The organism is Streptomyces populi, assembly GCF_002911015.1.
GTDB lineage: Bacteria > Actinomycetota > Actinomycetes > Streptomycetales > Streptomycetaceae > Streptomyces > Streptomyces populi.
Genome location: NZ_KZ626987.1, coordinates 1 through 19082, shown reverse-complemented (window position 1 = coordinate 19082; position 19082 = coordinate 1). Strand labels below are relative to the sequence as shown.

General features: G+C 60.1%; 19 protein-coding genes and 1 pseudogene. 9 read left to right on the top strand and 11 right to left on the bottom strand.

The annotated features are described in order from the left end of the window. Positions 1-35 precede the first annotated feature (35 nt). The 3 genes from dndC to dndE are packed head-to-tail and all read left to right on the top strand — an operon-like array spanning position 36 to position 4024. Positions 36-1634 carry a DNA phosphorothioation system sulfurtransferase DndC gene (dndC, locus tag CW362_RS38840; protein ID WP_103554295.1) on the top strand — a complete coding sequence of 533 codons (1599 nt, stop codon included), beginning with the start codon at positions 36-38 and terminating at the stop codon, positions 1632-1634. Further along, positions 1621-3648, top strand: coding sequence for a DNA sulfur modification protein DndD (gene dndD, locus CW362_RS38835; RefSeq protein ID WP_103554294.1), 2028 nt, complete (start codon positions 1621-1623; stop codon positions 3646-3648). Before dndC ends, dndD begins: the two co-directional genes overlap by 14 nt. Further along, positions 3638-4024: a DNA sulfur modification protein DndE gene (gene dndE, locus CW362_RS38830; protein WP_103554293.1), complete on the top strand. Its 387-nt coding sequence runs from the start codon at positions 3638-3640 to the stop codon at positions 4022-4024. The genes dndD and dndE overlap by 11 nt, the downstream gene beginning before the upstream one ends. A gap of 75 nt (positions 4025-4099) precedes the next feature. Here dndE and CW362_RS38825 read toward each other — a convergent pair whose 3' ends face one another. From CW362_RS38825 to CW362_RS45075, 10 genes are all read right to left on the bottom strand, one after another. Then, on the bottom strand, positions 4100-4567 hold the full coding sequence (locus CW362_RS38825) for a DNA phosphorothioation-associated protein 4 (RefSeq protein ID WP_103554292.1): 468 nt from the start codon (positions 4565-4567) through the stop codon (positions 4100-4102). Beyond that, on the bottom strand, positions 4567-6621 hold the full coding sequence (locus CW362_RS38820; protein ID WP_103554291.1) for an AAA family ATPase: 2055 nt from the start codon (positions 6619-6621) through the stop codon (positions 4567-4569). Before CW362_RS38820 ends, CW362_RS38825 begins: the two co-directional genes overlap by 1 nt. Further along, entirely contained in the window at positions 6618-6782 is a 165-nt protein-coding gene (locus CW362_RS43605; RefSeq protein WP_162684374.1) for a hypothetical protein, read from the bottom strand. The genes CW362_RS38820 and CW362_RS43605 overlap by 4 nt, the downstream gene beginning before the upstream one ends. 35 nt (positions 6783-6817) lie before the next feature. Further along, positions 6818-8962, bottom strand: coding sequence for a DNA phosphorothioation system restriction enzyme (locus tag CW362_RS38815; protein ID WP_103554290.1), 2145 nt, complete (start codon positions 8960-8962; stop codon positions 6818-6820). Further along, positions 8962-10512 (bottom strand): Lsr2 family DNA-binding protein, encoded by a 1551-nt coding sequence (locus CW362_RS38810; RefSeq protein WP_206301204.1) that lies wholly within the window; start codon positions 10510-10512, stop codon positions 8962-8964. The genes CW362_RS38815 and CW362_RS38810 overlap by 1 nt, the downstream gene beginning before the upstream one ends. 247 nt (positions 10513-10759) lie before the next feature. After that, a complete protein-coding gene (locus CW362_RS38805) occupies positions 10760-12499 on the bottom strand; it encodes an ATP-binding protein (protein ID WP_103554289.1) in 1740 nt (579 codons plus the stop codon). 176 nt (positions 12500-12675) lie between these two features. After that, the gene (locus CW362_RS38800) at positions 12676-13212 is read right to left on the bottom strand and encodes a hypothetical protein (protein WP_240658280.1); all 537 of its coding nucleotides are present in this window, start codon (positions 13210-13212) and stop codon (positions 12676-12678) included. A gap of 274 nt (positions 13213-13486) precedes the next feature. Continuing rightward, positions 13487-13789, bottom strand: coding sequence for a hypothetical protein (locus CW362_RS38795; RefSeq protein WP_103554288.1), 303 nt, complete (start codon positions 13787-13789; stop codon positions 13487-13489). A 5-nt stretch (positions 13790-13794) separates the two neighbouring features. Then, on the bottom strand, positions 13795-14016 hold the full coding sequence (locus CW362_RS38790) for a hypothetical protein (protein WP_103554287.1): 222 nt from the start codon (positions 14014-14016) through the stop codon (positions 13795-13797). After that, positions 14016-14579, bottom strand: coding sequence for a major capsid protein (locus tag CW362_RS45075; RefSeq protein WP_240658279.1), 564 nt, complete (start codon positions 14577-14579; stop codon positions 14016-14018). The genes CW362_RS38790 and CW362_RS45075 overlap by 1 nt, the downstream gene beginning before the upstream one ends. 103 nt (positions 14580-14682) lie before the next feature. Here CW362_RS45075 and CW362_RS45070 point away from each other — a divergent pair, with 103 nt between their 5' ends. The 6 genes from CW362_RS45070 (at position 14683) to CW362_RS38770 (ending at position 18998) form a co-directional block, all read left to right on the top strand. Further along, a complete protein-coding gene (locus CW362_RS45070) occupies positions 14683-15093 on the top strand; it encodes a hypothetical protein (RefSeq protein WP_240658278.1) in 411 nt (136 codons plus the stop codon). Between the two features lie 390 nt (positions 15094-15483). Next, a complete protein-coding gene (locus CW362_RS45065; protein ID WP_240658277.1) occupies positions 15484-15684 on the top strand; it encodes a hypothetical protein in 201 nt (66 codons plus the stop codon). A 597-nt stretch (positions 15685-16281) separates the two neighbouring features. Further along, positions 16282-16494, top strand: a complete 213-nt coding sequence (locus tag CW362_RS38775; protein ID WP_162684373.1) for a hypothetical protein — start codon at positions 16282-16284, stop codon at positions 16492-16494. Continuing rightward, positions 16484-17230 (top strand): hypothetical protein, encoded by a 747-nt coding sequence (locus tag CW362_RS43600; protein ID WP_162684372.1) that lies wholly within the window; start codon positions 16484-16486, stop codon positions 17228-17230. Before CW362_RS38775 ends, CW362_RS43600 begins: the two co-directional genes overlap by 11 nt. An 862-nt stretch (positions 17231-18092) precedes the next feature. Beyond that, positions 18093-18467, top strand: a complete 375-nt coding sequence (locus tag CW362_RS43595) for a hypothetical protein (protein WP_162684371.1) — start codon at positions 18093-18095, stop codon at positions 18465-18467. 132 nt (positions 18468-18599) lie between these two features. Further along, positions 18600-18998, top strand: coding sequence for a hypothetical protein (locus CW362_RS38770; RefSeq protein ID WP_103554285.1), 399 nt, complete (start codon positions 18600-18602; stop codon positions 18996-18998). Here the strand turns inward: CW362_RS38770 and CW362_RS38765 are convergent. Then, positions 18976-19082: pseudogene (locus CW362_RS38765) on the bottom strand (IS5/IS1182 family transposase); the annotation flags it as partial. The gene CW362_RS38770 and the pseudogene CW362_RS38765 overlap by 23 nt on opposite strands.

Genomic DNA, 19082 nt, shown 5'->3' with positions numbered 1-19082 from the left:
CAGCGGGTGGAAGACGCTTACCTGCGAGGCGACGCATGACCATCCCTCTGCCTCTTGGCATCCCCTCCGTCCGGCGTCTGCCATTCGACGGCCGCTCGCTCGACGAGGTGACCGACGAGCTCGCCGAGGAGATCCGCGAGTTGTACACCGCGGACGAGGTTCCTTGGGTCATCGGCTACAGCGGCGGCAAGGACTCCACTGCTGTCTTGCAGCTGGTCTGGACTGCGCTCAAAGAACTGCCGGCCGAGAAGCTGGCCAAGGCGGTGCACGTCATCAGTACGGACACCCTGGTCGAGAACCCTGTGGTCGCAGCGTGGGTCACCACTTCCCTGGAGACGATGGAGAAGGCCGCCACCGCGCAGAACCTTCCCATCCAGCCTCACCGGCTGACCCCGGAGATCAAGGACACCTTCTGGGTCAACCTCATTGGTCGCGGCTACCCCGCCCCGCGTCCGAAGTTCCGGTGGTGCACTGAGCGCCTGAAGATCAAGCCCTCGAACTCCTTCATCCGTGAGGTCGTGGCTGCTCACGGCGAGGCCATCATGGTCCTCGGTATCAGGAAGACGGAGAGCCAGGCTCGCGCCCGTGCGATGGAGAAGCACGAGAAGCGCCGTGTCCGGGACCGCCTCTCACCTAATGCCAACCTGCCCAACTCGCTCGTTTACAGCCCGGTCGAAGACTGGACCAATGACGACGTGTGGGAATTCCTGATGCAGAAGCCCAACCCCTGGGGCTACAACAATCACGACCTGCTCAGCATGTACCAGGGCGCCTCCGAGGACGGCGAGTGTCCGCTCGTCGTCGACTCGACCACCCCGTCGTGCGGCTCCAGTCGTTTCGGCTGCTGGACCTGCACCCTGGTCGAGCAGGACAAGTCCATGACTGCCATGATCCGGAATGACGAGGAGAAGGAGTGGATGCTCCCCCTCCTCGAGCTGCGAGACAAGCTCGATTCGCCCTTCGGCTTGGTCAAGGACAAGGACGACCCCGACTACCAGCCAGGCAAGAAGCTCCCGCACCCCCGCCCGGACAGGGACGCGCGCGACTTCCGCCGGATGAACGGGCAGGTGAACCTCTTCACACGCCGCAGCGATCGCGAGGATGTGGTCGTCCACGGCCCATACCTCCAGGACTTTCGCGAGAAGTGGCTCAAAGACCTCCTCTCAGCTCAGACTTGGATCAGAGCGAAGGCCCCCGAGCACGTCCGTAATATCGAGCTGATCACGCTCGACGAGCTGCACGAGATCCGCCGCATCTGGGTCTTTGACAAGCATGAGGTCGAAGACAGCGTGCCGACGATCTACAAGCAAGCAACGGGCGAAGACTTCCCTGGCGGCCCCCTCGATGAGCAACTCGTCATGGGCGCCGACGAAATGCAGCTCCTCAAGGATATTTGCGGCGACGACCAGGTGCACTACGACATGGTGCGAGAGCTGCTTGCTGTGGAGCGTAAGTACCGCACCATGACCCGCCGTTCCGGGCTCTTCCAGGCGCTCGAATCGGCTGTCCAGAAGGGCTTTTACGAGGGCCGAGACGACGCCTTCGCTTTTGCGCAGCGCAAGAAGCAGTGGCGCAAAGAAGTAGAGACCAACCCGACCTTCGAGGACGAAACCAGCATCGATGCTCCTGCATAAGATCACCCTCGAAGAATTCGGGGCATACCGAGGCAAGCAGTCTCTCGACCTCAGCGTGAAGAACAAGCGTCCGATCATCCTGATCGGTGGTCTCAACGGCTGCGGGAAGACGACCCTGCTCGATGCCATCCAGCTGGTTCTGTACGGCCCTCGCGCGAGGTGCAGCGGCCGAGGCAACAAGGCATACGACACCTATCTCCGCGAGAGCATCAACCGCCGGCACGACCCGAGCCGCGGATCGTCGATCACCTTGGAGTTCACCGTCACGGTCGATGCCACGGAGCACTACTACAAGGTCGTCCGCAGCTGGCACGTCAGCGGCAAATCGCTGAGGGAGTTCCTCAACGTCTTCGTCGACGAGGAGTACGGCAGCAAGATCCAAAACTCGCGTCGCGCGAAGGCTGACCCAAAGTTCAGCCGGATCCTCAGCGAGGGATGGGCCGACCATGTCGAGGACCTCCTCCCGCTGGAAGTCGCATCTCTGTCCTTCTTCGATGGGGAGAAGATCGAATCCCTTGCCGACCCGGAGCGCGCAGCCACGGTCATTGAATCGGCGGTGCAGTCGTTGCTTGGCGTCAGCACGGTCGAACAGCTCCGCACCGACCTCCTCGCCCTGCAACGCCGCCAGAAGCTGTCCGATGAGGAGCAGCACCTCATGGACAATATCCATGACCAGGAACAGGAACTCGCCTCTGTCCAACAGCAACTGGACCAGGCAGCGCAAGAACGGGCTGCCCGCGGCAAGACGCTGAGGGAAGCAGAGCGCGAACTGGGCAGCCTGGAAGAAGCGTTCAGGAAGGAAGGCGGCGGTCTCTTTGAGCGCCGCCAGGAGCTAACCGCAGCACGCGATCGAGTCGCCAGCCAGCTGTCTGACCTCCGCGCCTCGCTGGTACAACTTGCTGCCGGTCCGCTTCCCTTCCTACTCATGGCGCCTCAGGTGAAGGAACTTCGGAAGCAGGCCAAGCAGGAGTCCTTGGCCGCGGAGGCCAGCCAGGTTCTCGACGTGCTGACTGAGCGCGATACATGGCTGCTCGAACTGGTGCCGGAAGACGCCCGGGGCGAGGTGATGAAGAAGCTGGAGCAGGACAGAGCCAAGCGCTCGAAGTCGACCGCTCTCACAGTGAACCTCGGTCTTCCCCACAACGCTCTGGCTCAGCTCTCAGCTTTGGACGAGGGCCTCGCGCGTGACACAAACCGAGCGAACGAGCTTCTGAAGCAGGCTGCGTCCGCAGCCGAGGAACTGGATCAGCTGGACCGCCAGCTGGCCGGCGTGCCGGAGCAGAGCAAGGTGGAAGCGCTCCAGCGAGCACGTGATGAGCAAGCTCAGAACGTCACTCGCATCCAGGGCGGTATGGAGCGTGATGAGCAGCAGATCGCGGAACTGAAGCGGCGCCGTGAACACGTCGCTGCTGCCCTTGAACGAGCTCACAAAAACTTCGTCCAGACCAAGGTCAAGGCTGAAGAGGTTGAGCGCATCATCAAGTACTCGGAGAAGGCCCGCGGCACTCTCGAGCGCTTCGGCGAAGCGCTCCTCGAGCGCCACATCAGCCGCCTAGAGGTCGCCGTTCTGCAGAGCTTCAAAGCGCTCATGCGGAAGCAAGGGCTGGTCCATGACCTTCGAATCGACACCGACAAGTTCACGCTCACGCTGTCCGACAGCGAGGGCGAGGCAATCGATCCAGGACGCCTCAGCGCAGGCGAGCGGCAACTGCTGGCAGTGTCTCTCCTATGGGGCTTGATGAAGGTCGCCGGTAACCGCCTGCCCAGCGTCATCGACACCCCGCTCGGCCGCCTGGACAGCCGACATCGGGAGCACCTAGTTGATCGCTACTTCCCCTACGCCAGCGACCAGGTCCTTCTCCTGTCAACAGACGAAGAGATCGACGAGTACCTGCTGGGCCGCTTGAAGAAGTCCGTTGCCCACATGTACACGCTGGCCCACGACGACACGGACTTCACCACCAAGGTCGTCGAAGGTTACTGGTGGAATGCAGGAGCCTCCCATGTCGCTTGACACCGTCCGCCTGTCCCAGCCGGCCAAGGACCGGTTGGTCTGGCTGAAACGCCCCGCCTCCACCGGCATCCCCCAGTGGAACGTTCTCTGCCGCTGGGCGCTCGCCCTGTCCCTCCAGGACCCGTCGACGCCCTTGGTGAAGGACATCGTCACAGACTCCAACGTCGAGATGACTTGGAAGACGTTCGCTGGGCAACACCGCGACCTCTACCTGGCGCTCCTCAAGCAGCGCTGCATTGCTGATGGAGAGGAGCCCACAGACGAGAATGTGGCCAGGACGCTCGTGGTGCATCTCCACCGTGGAATCGGCTACCTCGGCGGGGACAAGGAGAAGACCACGATTGAGGGCCTCGTCCAGTCCGCGGTGGCTTCCTGAATCTGGTCCATCGCAGGGCGGTGGGGAGGGAGCAGCCAGCTTCTGCTCGCTCCTCACCGCAATACGCAACCTCGGCTACCAGTCCAGAGATGCCACCTGCATCAGCTCGGACACATCGTTCTGGCGCTCGTCGGGGGTGGTCAAGGCGTCCATCACCAGCGTGCTGACGATCGAGACATAGTCCTTCCCGCCACTTGAGTTGACCTCGCCCTGGATGAAATTGAGGCCACCGTTCGCGTACTCCTCAAAGATCTGGACCCTCTCGTCTTGACGCCCGTTAGCAAGGATCTTGGGATCTTCGGTGTTCTCGACGACAGCGATCATGTCCATCAACACATCTCCGTACTGGCGCCCTTCCATGACAGACAGACGGATCGGCTCACCAGCCTTTGTGAAGGGCTCCCGTTTTCCCTTTCGCTTCCCCAGCATGGCAGCGAACATCAACACGTCTACCATTGCGTTGAAAGGGCCGTCCTTGCCGGACAAGGCCCCGATCAGGTCCTCGTGAGTAGCCGGTCGTCGGAAACGGTCTTCGTACCCCATTAGACGGTCACCTCTTCCAGAATGGTGTGCTCGAACTCGCCGTGCGTGACGAAGGGGACAGCACGGTTGTTGATCTCAATGCTCTCCTGCATGGCGTCAGTGTTGGGGGTCACCGAGCGCAGTACGTACATACGCGTCGCCGATCTCTGAAGGTGCTCCATCACTTCCCCACGCGCTTGAGAGTTGGACAGGAGAGTGATGATCTGCGAGGTGAGCTTGGGTAGTGCCTGAGCAACGTCCTTCTGGTACGCCAGATCGAGGCTGCCGAACGGTGCGTCCATGACGACGGGGTAGATACCCCCTTCGCCGAGAATGTCTCCGCCGCCCTTCGACTTCCGCTGATGAATCAGCTTCGCGATCTCCGAAACGGCGCCAACGAAGCTCAGGCCGAGAACCTGATTCTCGCCGGTGCTCCGGATCGCAGCCCCTGCCGCAGATTTGAGGTGCAACTCGAAGGACTCTGTCAGCTCAGGCTCGTATGTCTTCCTGAAGATCCTGGAGAAGACTTCCTTGACCTTGGCATCGAGCTCCGCCCGAACCTCTTCCGTCTTGAGTTCAAGGGCTTCCTGGAAGGTTTCCAGAACCTCGTTCACAAGGTTGACCTGGCGCTGCACCCGCCGCGACTCTTCGTCCTCGGACTGAGCGGACCGGAACTGGCGCTTCACCTTGTCGATCTCGACCTGGAACTCCTCAAATCTCTCCTGAAGGCGTCGGTGCTCGCTGATTCCGTCGATCCGCTTCTCGTCGTACTCTTTGCGCTTCTGCTCCAGCCTCTGCACGTCCTGGATGTTCACGCCCTGGAGCTGACGGTCGATGTCGCTCTTCTCAGCCTCAAGCCGCTTGATCTCATCCTGGCAGCTCTGAATCTCAAGAGTCGCTTGTCGGAGACCTTCCAGGAGGGCTTCCCGAGCTTCCCCTAGGTGTCGCATCTGCCCACTGACGAACATCCAGCGGGCTTCAACGTCCTGAAGTCCTGCGTTGTAGCGTCGCTTGTCGAGTTCAGCGTAGGCCGCGCTCCCCTCCGGCACCGGGGTGCCGCACATGCATGCGCCATCCTCGATAAGCCCATCAATGAAGTCTCGCTGAATACCGGCGGGTAGCTGCCGGCGCTCCCTCATCGCTTCAGCAAGCTCAACCACCTGCTTGTCTATTCCCGAGGTGAATGCAAGAAATCCACCCTTTGACAGGATTTCGCTCTTTCGAGAGTACCGGGAGACCAGCTCGTCGCTCTTCACCTTGATCTGCCACTCAAGCTTCTTGCGCGAGTTCTGGAGCGGCTTCGACTCCGAGTGACTACGCAAAGCCTTCTCCATCGCTTTGACTTCGCGCTCGTAACTGCTGATCTCCTCCGAGACTTTCTCTGCCCTCTTGCCTGCTTCAGCTCGCTGCTCTTCGAGGCGCTCCTGCTCCTCCTGTAGCTTGGTGAGGCGGCTGTCACCCCCCTTGGGAAGCTGCCGTGCGAGGCGTCGAGCAGCTGCTGGCAGATGCTCGGCGATGGCCCGTTCCATCGGCTCTAGATCCATCAATGTCTTGATGGCCTGCTTTACCTCATGGTTACTCTCTTCCCCGGCGAACATTTTCTCCATGCGCTCACCATTGAAGAAGAAGAAGCGTCGTAGCCCCTCGGGAAGGATCTTCTCAATACGGTCCTGACCGTTGGGAATGACTTCGCTCTCTCCACGCTCAATCTTAGTCAGGGAAAGCGTGGCTTGCACGGGTACTTGGTTGTTACTGTTCTTGACCGCAGAGACCTCACGCAATGCAGAGAAGGTAACTCCAGCGTGCGTGAACTTGAGTTCCACTGAGGCGCTCACCGAACTTCCCAGCGGGGTCTCTGCCCATTTCTGGTCGTGAATGACTCGCTGCTGCTGCTCGACGTCATCAGAGAACTTTCCATACAGCGCCCAGGCAAACGCATTGAGCAGCGTGGTCTTCCCTGCACCGTTGTTGCCGAAGATGAGTACTGAAGGACTCCCTTCCTCAACGTCGAGGTTGAGGACCTGCTGCCCATAGAACGCACGGAAGTTGTTGAGCGTGAGCTTGAGGAGCTTCACTTAATGATTCCCTTCACAGCGGCAACAATGTCATCGACGATGGCATTTGAGTTCCGAATGTGCAGGTACTCCCGTTCGAGCTCAACGACTCGCTTCGCCAGCTTCACCCCGTCAGGAGACAGTTTCCCCAGCACCTCTTGCGCCGTCTTCTTTTCACTCACGGTGGCTCCTTCATCCGATATGAATGCATTGATGGCTAGACATCCAGAAGGCCGTAGCGGATACGTAGCGGCCGAAGGATGTCGAGAGTTTCTGCTTCATTCTCTGCAAGGTGCGCGAACTCAGTGACCCGCGCGAGTTCACGAGCCACCATCCCTCGCTCGGTCGTGTCTCGCATCCCGGTCGCGCCTTCTGGCGGGACGACAATGAAATCGACGATGTCCGCCATAGTTTTCCCTGCTGCTTGGCGGAGCACTCGTCCGCGTCGCTGGATGAACTGCCGCGGGTTGGTCGAGCTGGCGAGCAAGTACGCGGTGCGGGCGGCGGGCACATCGACGCCTTCATCTAGACAGCGCATCGAGGCGACTACCTGAAGCTTGCGGTCTGCGAAGCGTTGAAGCACCTGCCGCCGTTCCGGCCGTTTGGTCTCCGATGTGTATCGAGCCGCCGGCATCTGTAGCTCATTGCCCACGAGAGCCAGGGCCTGGTCGATCTGTGGAGGTTCATCGGGAGCGCCATCCGCGTAGGAGAGCGGGTGCTTACCCTCCGCACAGTAGAGCAGCTGATACCAGTCTTCCTGACGCTTCTCGATCTCCTTCTTGAGCGCAGGAAGCTTGGCCCGGGCGTGTCCCAGAAGGTTGGAACGCTTACGCAGCAGCGCGCCCAAGACGCTGTCCTCGTCTGCCTGCTCCGAACCTTGATGGGCAGCGAAGATCCTGGCGATCTTCTCTGTGATCTCTACGTACAGTTCGGTCTCTTCATCGTCGAGCTCAACGATGACCGGCGTGTAGGTGTACCGGCACAAGGCTCCGGCCTTGATGGCCTCGCCGATACCCATCTCAAAGACCACATCGCCGAAGTAGCTGGTCAGAGCTGAGGTTCCCTCATCATCGAACCAGCGCTCAGGGGTAGCTGATAGGCCGAGCCGAAATTCTGCACTCTCAGGCAACTTGGAGCTGACGTGCTTGGCACCAAGGTTGTGCGCTTCGTCAGCGATCAAAAGCAGGCGCCCACTGTAGCGGCTCAAGATTGACTGAAAAGCACGGTCCCCGAATGTCTTGTTCGTGGTGATGACTACACCACCACGGCTCGCCCCGAGCGCCAGAGAGTCCAAAAGATGTGATGCCTGCCCATACCACGATGTCGTCGACTCATAGGCGCGGATCGGAGATACCCCAAACCACTCAATGTCCTTCGCCCACTGATCGACTAGGTGCTGATAAGGAGCAACCACGACAGTGAGGAGTGGCTCGCCCACCTTGTCCAACATCTTGGCCGCCTGCGCCCCTGCAGAGAGAGCTGTTAGCGTCTTCCCTGTGCCTGTAGCCATCCGCAGAATCCCACGGCCACTCTGGGCAAACCAGTTGCCCACCGCTTTCTTTTGATATTCACGGACCTTGAGTTCAGCCGGAATTCTCAGCATGCCGGCACTATCTTGGACAGGGACGGTCAGCGGTGCACCACCATAGTCAAAGATGTCAGGCTCACCGAGCTCTGAAATCCCCTGGCTGACACGCTCAATTACCTTCTTGGCTGCATCTGTGAATGGGAGAACCCGAAGTTTCTCCGTCCTGTCTTCCCAGAGAGCATCAAACTGTCTGCCGATCCGCAGAGCCCTTGCGCGATCGCGCTGATCCCAGCTACAGAACACTTCGATGGACTCAAAATTTCCAACCAAGCCCGAACGCGTCTCGTTTGCGCTCCCTTTGAAAGCTACTAGTTCCTCTCCGTCTCGAAATATTCCGATCTTCTCGTGATACATACCCACGCGGTTTTCGGCAGTTACATAGGCGAGCTTAAAGTCGAGTCGCCCCTCCGCGACGAGCTGGCCTAGCTTCCCCAACCCTCTAGCGGCTCGAGGGTCTTCGACGGATCGCTCCAAGTCTCGGACTGCAGCCTTCTCCATAACCGACCGGAGCGAGTAGCCCGATTCGATTTCCTCGATGTCCTCGGGGAGGAGATAAGGTGAAGCGACTACGCGCATTAGTCCACCGCGACGAGCAAACTCATCAATCCCTTCACCGATCACGGATAGAACCGAGGCTGTGAAGTACCCGACGGCGCGATCGTACGACTCTGAAACCTTCAGAGACGGCACATAGAAATCGCCAACGATGTTCCCTTGATCGCTGCGGTATTCCTCTGCGAAATTAATGGAACGCAGGGCATTGGAAACGGCCATTAGAAGTCCAATCCGAGATCTTTCGCAAGATCGATATGAGCAGAGAGTCCTGCTTCACTCGTCAGCTGGCCGGAAGATTCGGGCCCTTCTCGGTGCTCCGCGTCCACAGCTCGGCGGACGATTCCACTCTGCACAACAAACGGATACTTGTACATCATTTGCCGTATTGAAGCATCCTTTACGGTAAATTCTCGCGTAAGATTCCCTACCACTTCCTCGACGAGAGCACTCCCTCCTGCTTTGTCAATCTCCTCGGCAATCAGATTCTGGATTCCTGTATAGCGACGAAGCCCCCAGTCGCTGAGAGCCCAGGAGTCGACATCGCTCCGCATGAACCTCGAGTCGTTGGCGAGCTGCACTTTCAACGAGCGCTCGTTGATACCATCGCCCATCCTGGAGGCGAGCAATGGAGATGTCAGAGGGTGATCCGTCTCATGCAATACATTCCATGCACGATCCTTGAGTGTCGCCCGTCGCGATATGGACCCGTTGGATCGGGCATCGAGATTGCTGATATTTGGCGCTGGAATTGCATCTATCACCCACCCGTTCTCTTCCAGCTTCGCCCCCAGGATGCTCCGAACCATGTCAGCGGCATGCGCTGGCAACGGCATCTCGCCGGAGAGCACCGCACCGAGGGTGATGCCCTCACTGCTCACTCCGAGGGCAACCGCCAGATCGTCCAGAAGTGCGGCGATCGGCTCATATTCGACGCAATCATCCTGCCCCTGCGATGCCGGGTTGTGCTCCACATCGCCGGGCGGGCGAATCCTGCCCATTGCCTGAATGTATGCGTTGTGGACAATCGATGGAATACGTCCTCGGTCTCCGACGACATAGCCGTGGCGCCTTGCCCAAGAACGAATCTCTTGATTCCCCGCCGGCACGCGATTGACGTTTTGGACGTCGTCGACTTCGGCTGGATTTGTGCTTTCTAGATCAGCGGCAGAAGTTGCGATCTTGCCCCCTCCATCTATAATCTCCGGGTGGTGATTATGGGCTATTACATCTGAGTGAGCGCGTTGCTTCTCGCCCTGCCCTACAAGCTGCAACTGCCCATCTCCGACTGAAAGTCCGCAGCAATCCAGCCAAGAGTTCAAGTCACCTGCAGCCACGCCCCGTTCGGTAAGAATCCGGTGCGCCACGTTTACAGACATGACCTCGTCGGCTTCGAGCCCGAGCATCTCAATCGCAAAAGACCGTTCGCGATGCAGATCCTGGTCATGCGTCTCCCCAGTTTCACGAGGAACGTCGGGCTGGATCGAGCCGTCGCCAGAGATTGCAATCCGCACCAGCTCGCTGAGCAGGTGAGCCTGGTTCCTTCGTGTCATCCGAGGAATCCGGCCAATGCTCTGCGGCGTCTCTGCAGTGAGGGTGCTAAAGCTCAGGATTCCATGCTCCGCCAGGGCGGATAGTACAGAGGTACTCACACAAAGAGAGTCCAGCGGGGCCTTTCTCGCCACACCAGGGATCAGCGAATTGATTTCGTCGTATGCCAGAGACTTGTCCACTGCCATGATGTGGCCAAGCAGGTCGAAGACGTCATCCATTGAGGAGCGCCTGGCCGACGTCTCAGCTGGGCACTCCGCATGCCACCATTCGGCGCGTCCACCTAGCTGCTGAAGCCACAGAAGCGCATCGGGTGCGACCCGGTTCAGCCAGGGGAACGTCTGGCTCCAGGTTGCGCCGTTTTCTACCCCGCCCTGCACCGGCACTCCTTGATTTCCAATCGCTACTTACGGCCCACTAGAAACGTCGAGGAACCCGCCGCAAGTCTCAACGATGCGCTTACGCCTGCTACAGGACATCCTTGATCTTGTCCATGTACAGCTGGGTGAAGCTGCCCCAGTGCTTCCTTAGTTCCGCGTACTGAGCATCGGGGGTCGCATGCTGTGTCTCAGCCTTGGCATACGCCACGATAAGGAGCGTGATCGCTTCGAGGGCCCGCTTTGCCGTTGAAGTAACAACGCCACTTGCTCCGCCCGCGTTGGCCCCATCGGCAATCTGCTTCAGAGGTTCGTACATTTCCCGGTAGAAGGTATGCCGAGCGTTGAGGCGAATGAAGGTCTGTTCACCGAGGTGAGTGAGTTCGAAGATCTGGTCACCAGGGAAATCGACCGTCTCGATCACGAACGGCAGGTCTGCGATTCCCTGCGCGTAAGCCTCCTTCTCTTCCTCCGTTGTCTTTCCGGCGTCCTTCGCCATGTCGTCATAAGCGCGGTCCAGCTGAGCAGGACTGGGCTTGTCCTTGACGCGGGACTTAGGCATGGTGCGTTCCGCATTCTTCACCTCCTTGACGATCGGTGCGTGCTCACCTGCGTGCTCAGCGCTCTCGCGCTTCTGCTGCCCCCAGATTCGCTGCAACTCTGCGCGGGCGGCAGGAATGATCCTCTTCGCGATTTCTCGCAGCGTCTCCCGAAGCTCGTCATCGGGGACAGCGCCACGCTTTACGTTGCGAACACCCATCAATCGGTCGAGCTCTGGCGTGAATCGAACTTCGAAACCGATGAATCGATCTGGAGTATCAACTGGAGCCGGGTACAGGCCGGCCACATTCGTGTAGCTGATCTCTCGATCATGCCGCAGGAAGCTGACGGCTCGTTCATTCTCAGGCAGACGGAGTTGCTTAGCCATGCTGTCACCGCCGGAGCCCCTGTGCCGGAGTACCTCGGCTGGCGCGAGGGTGATCGTCACCTGAATCTCATGCTTGGCACCCGCAACTTTCACCTCCACTTCCTCGCTGAAGAAGACCTGCGGTTCGAAGTGGCGATCCCCGCTGGAGAAGGCAGCGTTGGCAGTTCGACGTAGATGTTCGCTCAGTACGTGATCTACCCAACTCCCCTTCTGCCGGAAGGTCGGGTCATGCGGCCTGAGGTCGACACCATCTACGGAGATCTTGATTCCCCCGCCAATGAACTCACGGAAAATTCGGGAGAGTTCCTTGGTGAGCTCGCTAATCACATGGTCGGGGCTCGTCTTGCCATTCCCATCTGAGACCCGATCAATCTTTGACCATACGACTAGGGTTCCCGAACCTTCCGGGAAGTAGGCGAGCAGGTGAGGCGGAACAGGCTCGTCATCGGGCGGCTGAATTCCGACTTCTTTTCCCGCCTTCTCTTCAGCCACAGCCTCGTCAAGGTCGAAGAAGACGTGCCGGATTCGATCACTGCCCTCAACTCGGGACCAGGCATCGACGCGCATGGCAACGCTGAGCCCAGCAAGTTTTGCGCCGACTCCAAATTTTCCGATCGTATCGTTCGACATGAATCGGGTGGAGTAGCCGAGCTGAAGGTAGTGGTGGAGTGTCTCCTCCTCCATTCCCTTGCCATCGTCGATGACGGCAACCTCAGTGATGACCTTCTTGCGTCCGACTTGCCCCTTTTCGGTGAGGATCTGAACTTGGTTGGCCTTCGCATCGATGCTGTTGTCGATCACTTCTCCCACAGCGGAAGGGAAGTTGTGGCCCGACTCCCGGAGGCTCAGCAGGGCCTGACCGGACAGCACTACAGGGATGGGCTTTGGGGCGATGTCGTTCATCGCAATGCTCCTAACTGCTATGCAGCACGCGGAAGGTCTTCGGCGAGCGGCATGACGCCGGGCGACGCTGCCGCTGTTGAGTTACCGCTGGGTCACCGTGGAGGGCCGGCCGGGACACAAGACCCCCGGCCGGCCCTGTCGTCGTGAGACGTTCAGCTTCCTGTATCGGCGGACGGCTACTCCTGCGGCATGATCAGCTCCTCGGCATACAGCCGGAGCGCACGCCGCGCCCGTTCGACTGTGGCCGCGGACACCTTCGCCCGCTGGGACGTGGTCGCGATGGACTCACCGAGCAGCAGGCCGTTCAGGCACGCGGGTCCGTGCGGCCCGAGAGCGTACGCACGTGTCTGCAGATTCTGGATGAGCTCGTCCGCGATTGCGGTCTCTTCCGGGGTAACGTGAGTGACGAGCTCAGCGTGGAGAGAGCCGTCAGGCCCGTAGGTCGTAAGGCGACGGTGGCGTGCGTCAGCGAGAGGGCGGCCAGCTGCCGTTTCGCGGGAGCGCTCGCGGGAGCGGCTAATGGTGCGCCGTGCGTCACGACGCAGGCTGCGGCACAGGTAGTCCGAGTCTTCGGCAGTGCGCCTCTCACCGAGGGCGAGATTGAGCGCCGTATCGATCTCGTCCTGAAACGTTGCCGTACGCGGTCCCTGCTTCTGCAGGGCGTACAGGCGGCACATCGCGTCGATCCTCACGCAACACAGCTGCTGGAGCAAAGCTCCCCCTCTCGGTACCCGACGGCTATACGGCGGGCCCATATGGGTCTCGACCTGCTCTCCCTTTGGCCCGCGTCGCCATCTGGTCGACTCGGACATGAGCAAGTACCTGAACGGTAGACCACCCCACTGACATCTGTCCGCGAAGTGGCCCCAACACGTATGGGACACGGAAGGGCCGAACCCCCTCACGAGCAACGGAAGTTCTCCGAAGTTCCGTTGCGGATCACTGTGGCAGGGAGCCTCCGCGTATGTCTTGCTCGCGCGGGCACCCTTATCGGATACGACGCCTGACCAGCAGCGTCGGCTGCTGTGGTGCCAAGGTCGACGCCTCGGCTTGTTCCAACAGCGCCAGCTGGCGCTCCAGAGCACGGACGTTCTCTGTGTTGTTCACCGTCGCGACCTCTTGAACCGTGACGGTCAGAGGGTCGGCGATCAGCGCTGCCTTGCGCTCTCGCAGGACCTCGACGGCTACCGCCTCGACTGTGCCAAGGCGCTGGTAGCGGACGTCAAGGTCGCCGCGGACGATGTCGCCGAGCTCGGATCGCAGATATGCGTACTCGGCGTCGGAGAGCATCAGGGTTACTCGGACTCGTTCGTTGCGGACTTCGCACGATGCTGAGGGGGAGCTGACTGGGGGTCAACGCTCTGTACCTGCTTTGGTTCCCAGACGTCCGGATGCGTGATCTGCTCGGCGACGGTTGGATCGGCGACCGTGGTGCCTGCCGCGAGCAGCAGCGTCTCGTGCGTCTTGGGGTCGGTGATGAAGGCCGCGGTGGCGATTGTGCGGGTGGTGGGCGGCATCAGAGGACCTTCGCGGTGATGTGGATGTCCGGGACGTACATGACCGGCATGGCGACGGCAGCCCCCTTCGTCCAGACCTGGACCGGGTCGTCCTGGTAGTCCGCGGTGATGACGATGCCCGGGGCGTCCGCACGGGTGATCGCCGGGTTGGTGCCAGAGGAGAGGACCAGAGATTCCGCCGTGATGCCGTACTGGGTCTCCGCCCAGGACTCGGGGTTGGGCGGGAGGAGAATCCAGCGGTCCTCCGGGATGACACGCTGGTAGGCGTCGTCGACGGAGATCTGGACGTCGTACGCCGTGATCGGTGGGAGGTTGTACCGGGCGCGGACGACCTCGACCTCGTTGGGCGCGAGGACGGCCGTGGGGGTGGTCGAGCCGTTGACGCTGCTGTAGTACGCGGCTCGGTAGGCATTGTTCGCGGCCAGCGTCGCGCAGGCTTTGTACGACGTGAGTACCCGGGCCGGGAGCGGGGCGCCGATCGAGCGCAGGTACTCGATCCAGCGGAGCTCGTCGGCGATGGGGTCGCTCGTCGGGTCCGACCAGGGCTTGGCGGCAGTGGGCATGCTTGGCGCCGGGATGCCGAAGCCGGCCTCCAGGGTGAGGCTGCTTTCGCCATTGAGACTTGCCGTCGACTAGGAGCTCGTCGGTGGCCAGTTCCATGTGGTTGTGGATCGACTCGACGTGGCGCTCGATGTCGTCGTCGAGCAGCTCGACGAACTCCGAAGCGTCGGTTCCGCGGGAGGCGTCCAGGAGGATCTGCTCCAGTTCGCCGACGATCAGTTTTTGGCCGAGAGGTGGGAGCATGCCCTCGGTGGTGATCTTCTCAGCCGGGCGGCGGGCTACGGCGGTCTGGGCGTCGTACGCGCGGAACTTCGCTGCTTCACGCGCCGCTTGCTGCTCCTGATGCGGAACTTAACGGAGTTCAGGCGGCGTTCGGGCTGGCGTGACCGTGCGGGTCAGCTCGAAGTCAACCGGTATAGGCATGGTGCGGGCGAAGGCGTTGAGGTCGGCGCGTCGATGTCGTGCAGCAGGGTTTCAAGCATGGGGCGGCTCCTCGGCGGAGTGGGTGTCAGATGAAGTGGATCTGCGCGGTTGAGGTGGTGATGGCAGCAGGGTCGAGGCTGCTCGGGAGCTGCGAGGCGGTGATCACGCCGTGCCAGAGCAGGGCCGCGCCAGCACGACTGTCGCTCTGCGTGAAGGGCACTTCGGCGAGGAGGACGCCGGAGAAGCTGGCGTGTCCGTCCGTGGCGGTGGTGGCCCATGGGCCCTCGGAGTTGCAACCCCTTGAAGAGAGCGGCGACCGTGCCGCCGAACACTATGCGGGAAGGGGCCGGCGTCATGACTGGCCGACGGGGAGTCGTCGCCAAGCGCGCCTAGAACCTGATGCCCGGCGTGCCCTACGTCCGCGGCTGGGCCCAGTCCCGTCGCAGCGCTGATGCTCTGGCGGCTCAACTGACGGCCGTAGGTATGGAGGCGGACTTCCCCGGCCTCACCGCCAACGTGAACGTGTCGGGAGACGGCCTGGTACGCCTCGGCATCGTCCGGCCCGAAGCGGTTCTGATACTGGCCGAGCTGATCGTGTCTGGCCTTGCGGCAGAGACGCCGACCCAGTCCGAGATGCTGCCGCATGAGGCAAGGTGTACCCGCCCGCACACGTCGGCTGCCTGACCGCTCCGCCTCAGAGACCCCGGTCGCTCGCGGTTCGAGCAGGCTCCCGCGACTGGCCGGCATGGCCCCGCATGTCGCCGTTCCCCCGACGGCTGGTGTGCGGGGCTTTCTGCTGCGCGTTGTACCTCATCGCTTGCTTGTCTGCCGCTCGGCCGGGACCGGCGCCCCAGCGCCGCAGCCCGGACGAAGCGGCAGACCGATACGCATTGTGAGCGATGGCAGCCGTGTGGAGGCATTGAAGGAGAAGCAATCAGCCTCATACTTACCGTCGTCCCAGTCTGATCTGACAGGCAACGGGGACAGACTGGCATCCCAACAACCTTAGTTGGTGGTGATGTGGCGGGTCATGTGTCTCTGGCATCGATAGCTTGGGGTGCGCCCATCTGCCAGACAGGGAGGCAGCGGCCTCTTAAGCTGCTTCCTGTGGCATCGGATGATCTAACAATCGAAGTTGCGAGTAGCTCCTCGCTCGCGGATCCCGCTCGGCAAGCACTCGAGGAGTGCATGAAGGCGTACGGCGAGGACGTGCTCCGGGAGGCAGGTCGACTGGAGGAGAGTCTCCATGTTGGAGGCGGCGCCCCGATGATCACGAATAGCATGATCCAGGAAGCGAACCTGCTTGGGCGTCGCGGGCATATTCAGCGCCGAACTCCTAAGCTAAAGCATACGATGCAGCTTGTCTCCTACGCGGCTTCCGTTGTCGCCGGCGTATTTGCTGGCAACCTCGACCATGCCACGGGCTCCATCGGCTTTGCCGTGTCGGCAACTATTGGAATCGCTGCATTCTTCTTGGGGCGCAATGATGGCTAAAGATGGCGGCGAATCCGGCGGGTACACAATCACGTCGAATGCCCGAGAAGTGTTGGAGCAGGCGACACAGGACTACCGTTCTGAAGTTCTCGTTAAGGCAAGACTTAATGCGGACGGCCGAAAATCAAGCACAGTGACAGATAGAGACGTTGCTCTAGCCGCACAAGGGATTTTGGCACATTCCGGCTCCGCTTACATTCGAATTTCAAAGAATTTTGTTGTTCGGCTTGTTCTTGTGATGTCGAGTTTTGCCGCGGCCGGATTGCTGGGATACTTGATTGTGGCAGGAGCTGCCGATCCGGCAGTCTTGGTTGCCAGCGTGGTTGGTCTGGCAATTTCCCTTACGGCTACCCGCGCGGGCTTCTTTTACTATCGCGACACCAAAGATCTGTCGGCGAAAGCGTCACCACGGGGTTCCTCCGATGATGCTCGGAAGTGGGAGATCGTGCATGCGTGGCTTAATATCGAGCAGTCCATTCGAGAGGATCTGGAAGAGCGTGATATCAGTCGCACTCATCGAACCCGTCCCGTAGGAGAGATGTTGGATGAGTATGCGCGATGGCATGGCCTGAGCTCAGAGTTCCGGGAGTCGCTGCATGAGCTGATTTCGGCGAGAAATAAGATTGCTCACGGCGTTCCATTTGATCTTAGCGACGAAAAATATGACGCGCTTATCGCGCGAGCTGAAGATGCGATGCGCGCTATTGGGGGAACAAATTCTGACGACCCGATGTAGTCGCCGGTGCGAGGCGTCATTGCCCAGCTAGTGGTTCACTCGGCGATCCTGTAAGGCGATGGTTCCGAGTTGTAGCGACGCTACGATGTCATCAAATAGAGCGAGGTCACGCTCATTTCCGCATGCCTGCTTTCAGGCCGCCTCGGACCGATGATGCAGAGTTACCTAGCTCTGGTCTTCAGGATACGGGGTAAAAGCGGAAAGGCGCCGATTCGGATAGAATCGATTGAAGTGTGGAGAGATCTTGACCCAGATGGTTGGAAATTTTAGAAGGGTTACCGAGGAAATAGGTCTCGCAATTATACGAGAGAAGGCGGTTCGCGAGCGAGATAGAATTTGGGAATTCATCCAGGAGATTAAGGATCTGACCGAGGGGGAGAAGCGTCGAATTCAAGCGCGATACATGAGGGCTTGGCGGCGTGATCAATATCAAGCGGCACACGACTTAGCCAAAGCGTCGCACAATGTCTTCTTCGTGGCGGTCTTCATTCTCGGAGCTGTGTCTACTGTTTCCGCTATTGGATCTGGAGAAGACTGGGCGGAATCCTGGTGGGTTGCTGTGCCTACTATAGTGGTCCTCTTGATTGGGGTCGGCGCCCTAGTGGCTGACAGCTACTCCAATCGGAGAAGTTTTGGATCGGCTTGGTCACATAGGTCCGACTTGCTTCTCGCGCGCATGATTCATGATGTTGCCTACTTTTACGTTATGAGTCCGCGATGGCGACATCGGCAACAGTCTCGAAGGTTGCGGTATCGTCTACTCTCTTTCGCTCGTGAGGTAAAAAGGTCACGAATCAGGACTCGGCGCACCGATTGGTGGGAGTTTCGTCTACGCCGGCATATTCGAGATGAGCATATGCGCTTGGCGACTGTTTTCAAGGATCATGCGAGCAAGTTGGCGATGATCGGAAGCCAGGCGGAATATAATTCCATTTGCCGGTCGCTTACCGGTGGGCTGAGGGCTGCTGCAGAGGATGATTGGAATGCCCTGCTCACGCATGCGCCGGAGATCACGTCAACATCACGAGTCCTTCGAGTGGCGTCGAGGGTCGGTCCATCGATTGTGCTTGTTGTCGCTGCGTTCACTCTGCCGCTTTTTCCTGCTCTTGCATCTTCGCGTGATGCAATTCGCGCTTCATTGATTCCAGTGGCTGTTTTGCTTGTTATCGCATCCCCGGAGTTCGTGCTGACGTCTGTGCGCGGGGTGATCGAAAAGGCGGCGTTTGGTGGAAAATGACTGCTGCCTCCTGACGGCTGCGGGTGCCGACCCGGACTGCCTTGACAGATACGGCGCAGGCAGTCAAAACAAGTAGCGGGCCTGCGGCTCGATGGTGGATCCTGATCTGTTGCCCACAACGAGGAGTACCGCGTGGAGATTCAGTCGCTGGAACAGTTGCAGGCCGCCGACCGCACATCACTTGCCTTCACCCCCTATGGGCTGGGCCGGATGGAACCTGGAGACGCCGCGCGGTTCCAGCAAAATCAGATTGCCTCATGCAAGTTGAGCGCTGATGTCCCGGAGCGGACACGCGGAGCGTTCGAGGAACTCACGAAGCTCTTCGCGCAGGGCGTCTTGTGCTACAGCCTTTACACCCGAGTCCAGGACGATGCGATGCTGCGGCTAGAGGGCGCGTTGCGTGATCGGTTTGTCCAGTGGTGCGGCGGCTCGATGACGTTTGAAGACGTGGCCGGGACGCTGCCTCCATATTCAGCGGACGTGACCACGCCGCAGTCAGTGAGCGTTTTCAGCGTTGCTTCTCCAGGGTGAGGACGGCTTTGGTGATGACGCTCATGCGGTTGGGGCTGATGCGGGATCTGCGGAAGATCTGCCAGGACTTCAGCCGTGCCATGC

Bases quoted from the DNA above. Each gene is read 5' to 3' on its own strand.
- dndC (WP_103554295.1), top strand. From the start codon at position 36: ATGACCATCCCTCTGCCTCTTGGCATCCCCTCCGTCCGGCGTCTGCCA.
- dndD (WP_103554294.1), top strand. From the start codon at position 1,621: ATGCTCCTGCATAAGATCACCCTCGAAGAATTCGGGGCATACCGAGGC.
- dndE (WP_103554293.1), top strand. From the start codon at position 3,638: ATGTCGCTTGACACCGTCCGCCTGTCCCAGCCGGCCAAGGACCGGTTG.
- CW362_RS38825 (WP_103554292.1), bottom strand. From the start codon at position 4,567: ATGGGGTACGAAGACCGTTTCCGACGACCGGCTACTCACGAGGACCTG.
- CW362_RS38815 (WP_103554290.1), bottom strand. From the start codon at position 8,962: ATGGCCGTTTCCAATGCCCTGCGTTCCATTAATTTCGCAGAGGAATAC.
- CW362_RS38810 (WP_206301204.1), bottom strand. From the start codon at position 10,512: ATGGATGACGTCTTCGACCTGCTTGGCCACATCATGGCAGTGGACAAG.
- CW362_RS38805 (WP_103554289.1), bottom strand. From the start codon at position 12,499: ATGAACGACATCGCCCCAAAGCCCATCCCTGTAGTGCTGTCCGGTCAG.
- CW362_RS38795 (WP_103554288.1), bottom strand. From the start codon at position 13,789: ATGCTCTCCGACGCCGAGTACGCATATCTGCGATCCGAGCTCGGCGAC.
- CW362_RS38790 (WP_103554287.1), bottom strand. From the start codon at position 14,016: ATGCCGCCCACCACCCGCACAATCGCCACCGCGGCCTTCATCACCGAC.
- CW362_RS45075 (WP_240658279.1), bottom strand. From the start codon at position 14,579: ATGCCCACTGCCGCCAAGCCCTGGTCGGACCCGACGAGCGACCCCATC.
- CW362_RS45065 (WP_240658277.1), top strand. From the start codon at position 15,484: ATGGAGGCGGACTTCCCCGGCCTCACCGCCAACGTGAACGTGTCGGGA.
- CW362_RS38775 (WP_162684373.1), top strand. From the start codon at position 16,282: ATGATCCAGGAAGCGAACCTGCTTGGGCGTCGCGGGCATATTCAGCGC.
- CW362_RS43600 (WP_162684372.1), top strand. From the start codon at position 16,484: ATGATGGCTAAAGATGGCGGCGAATCCGGCGGGTACACAATCACGTCG.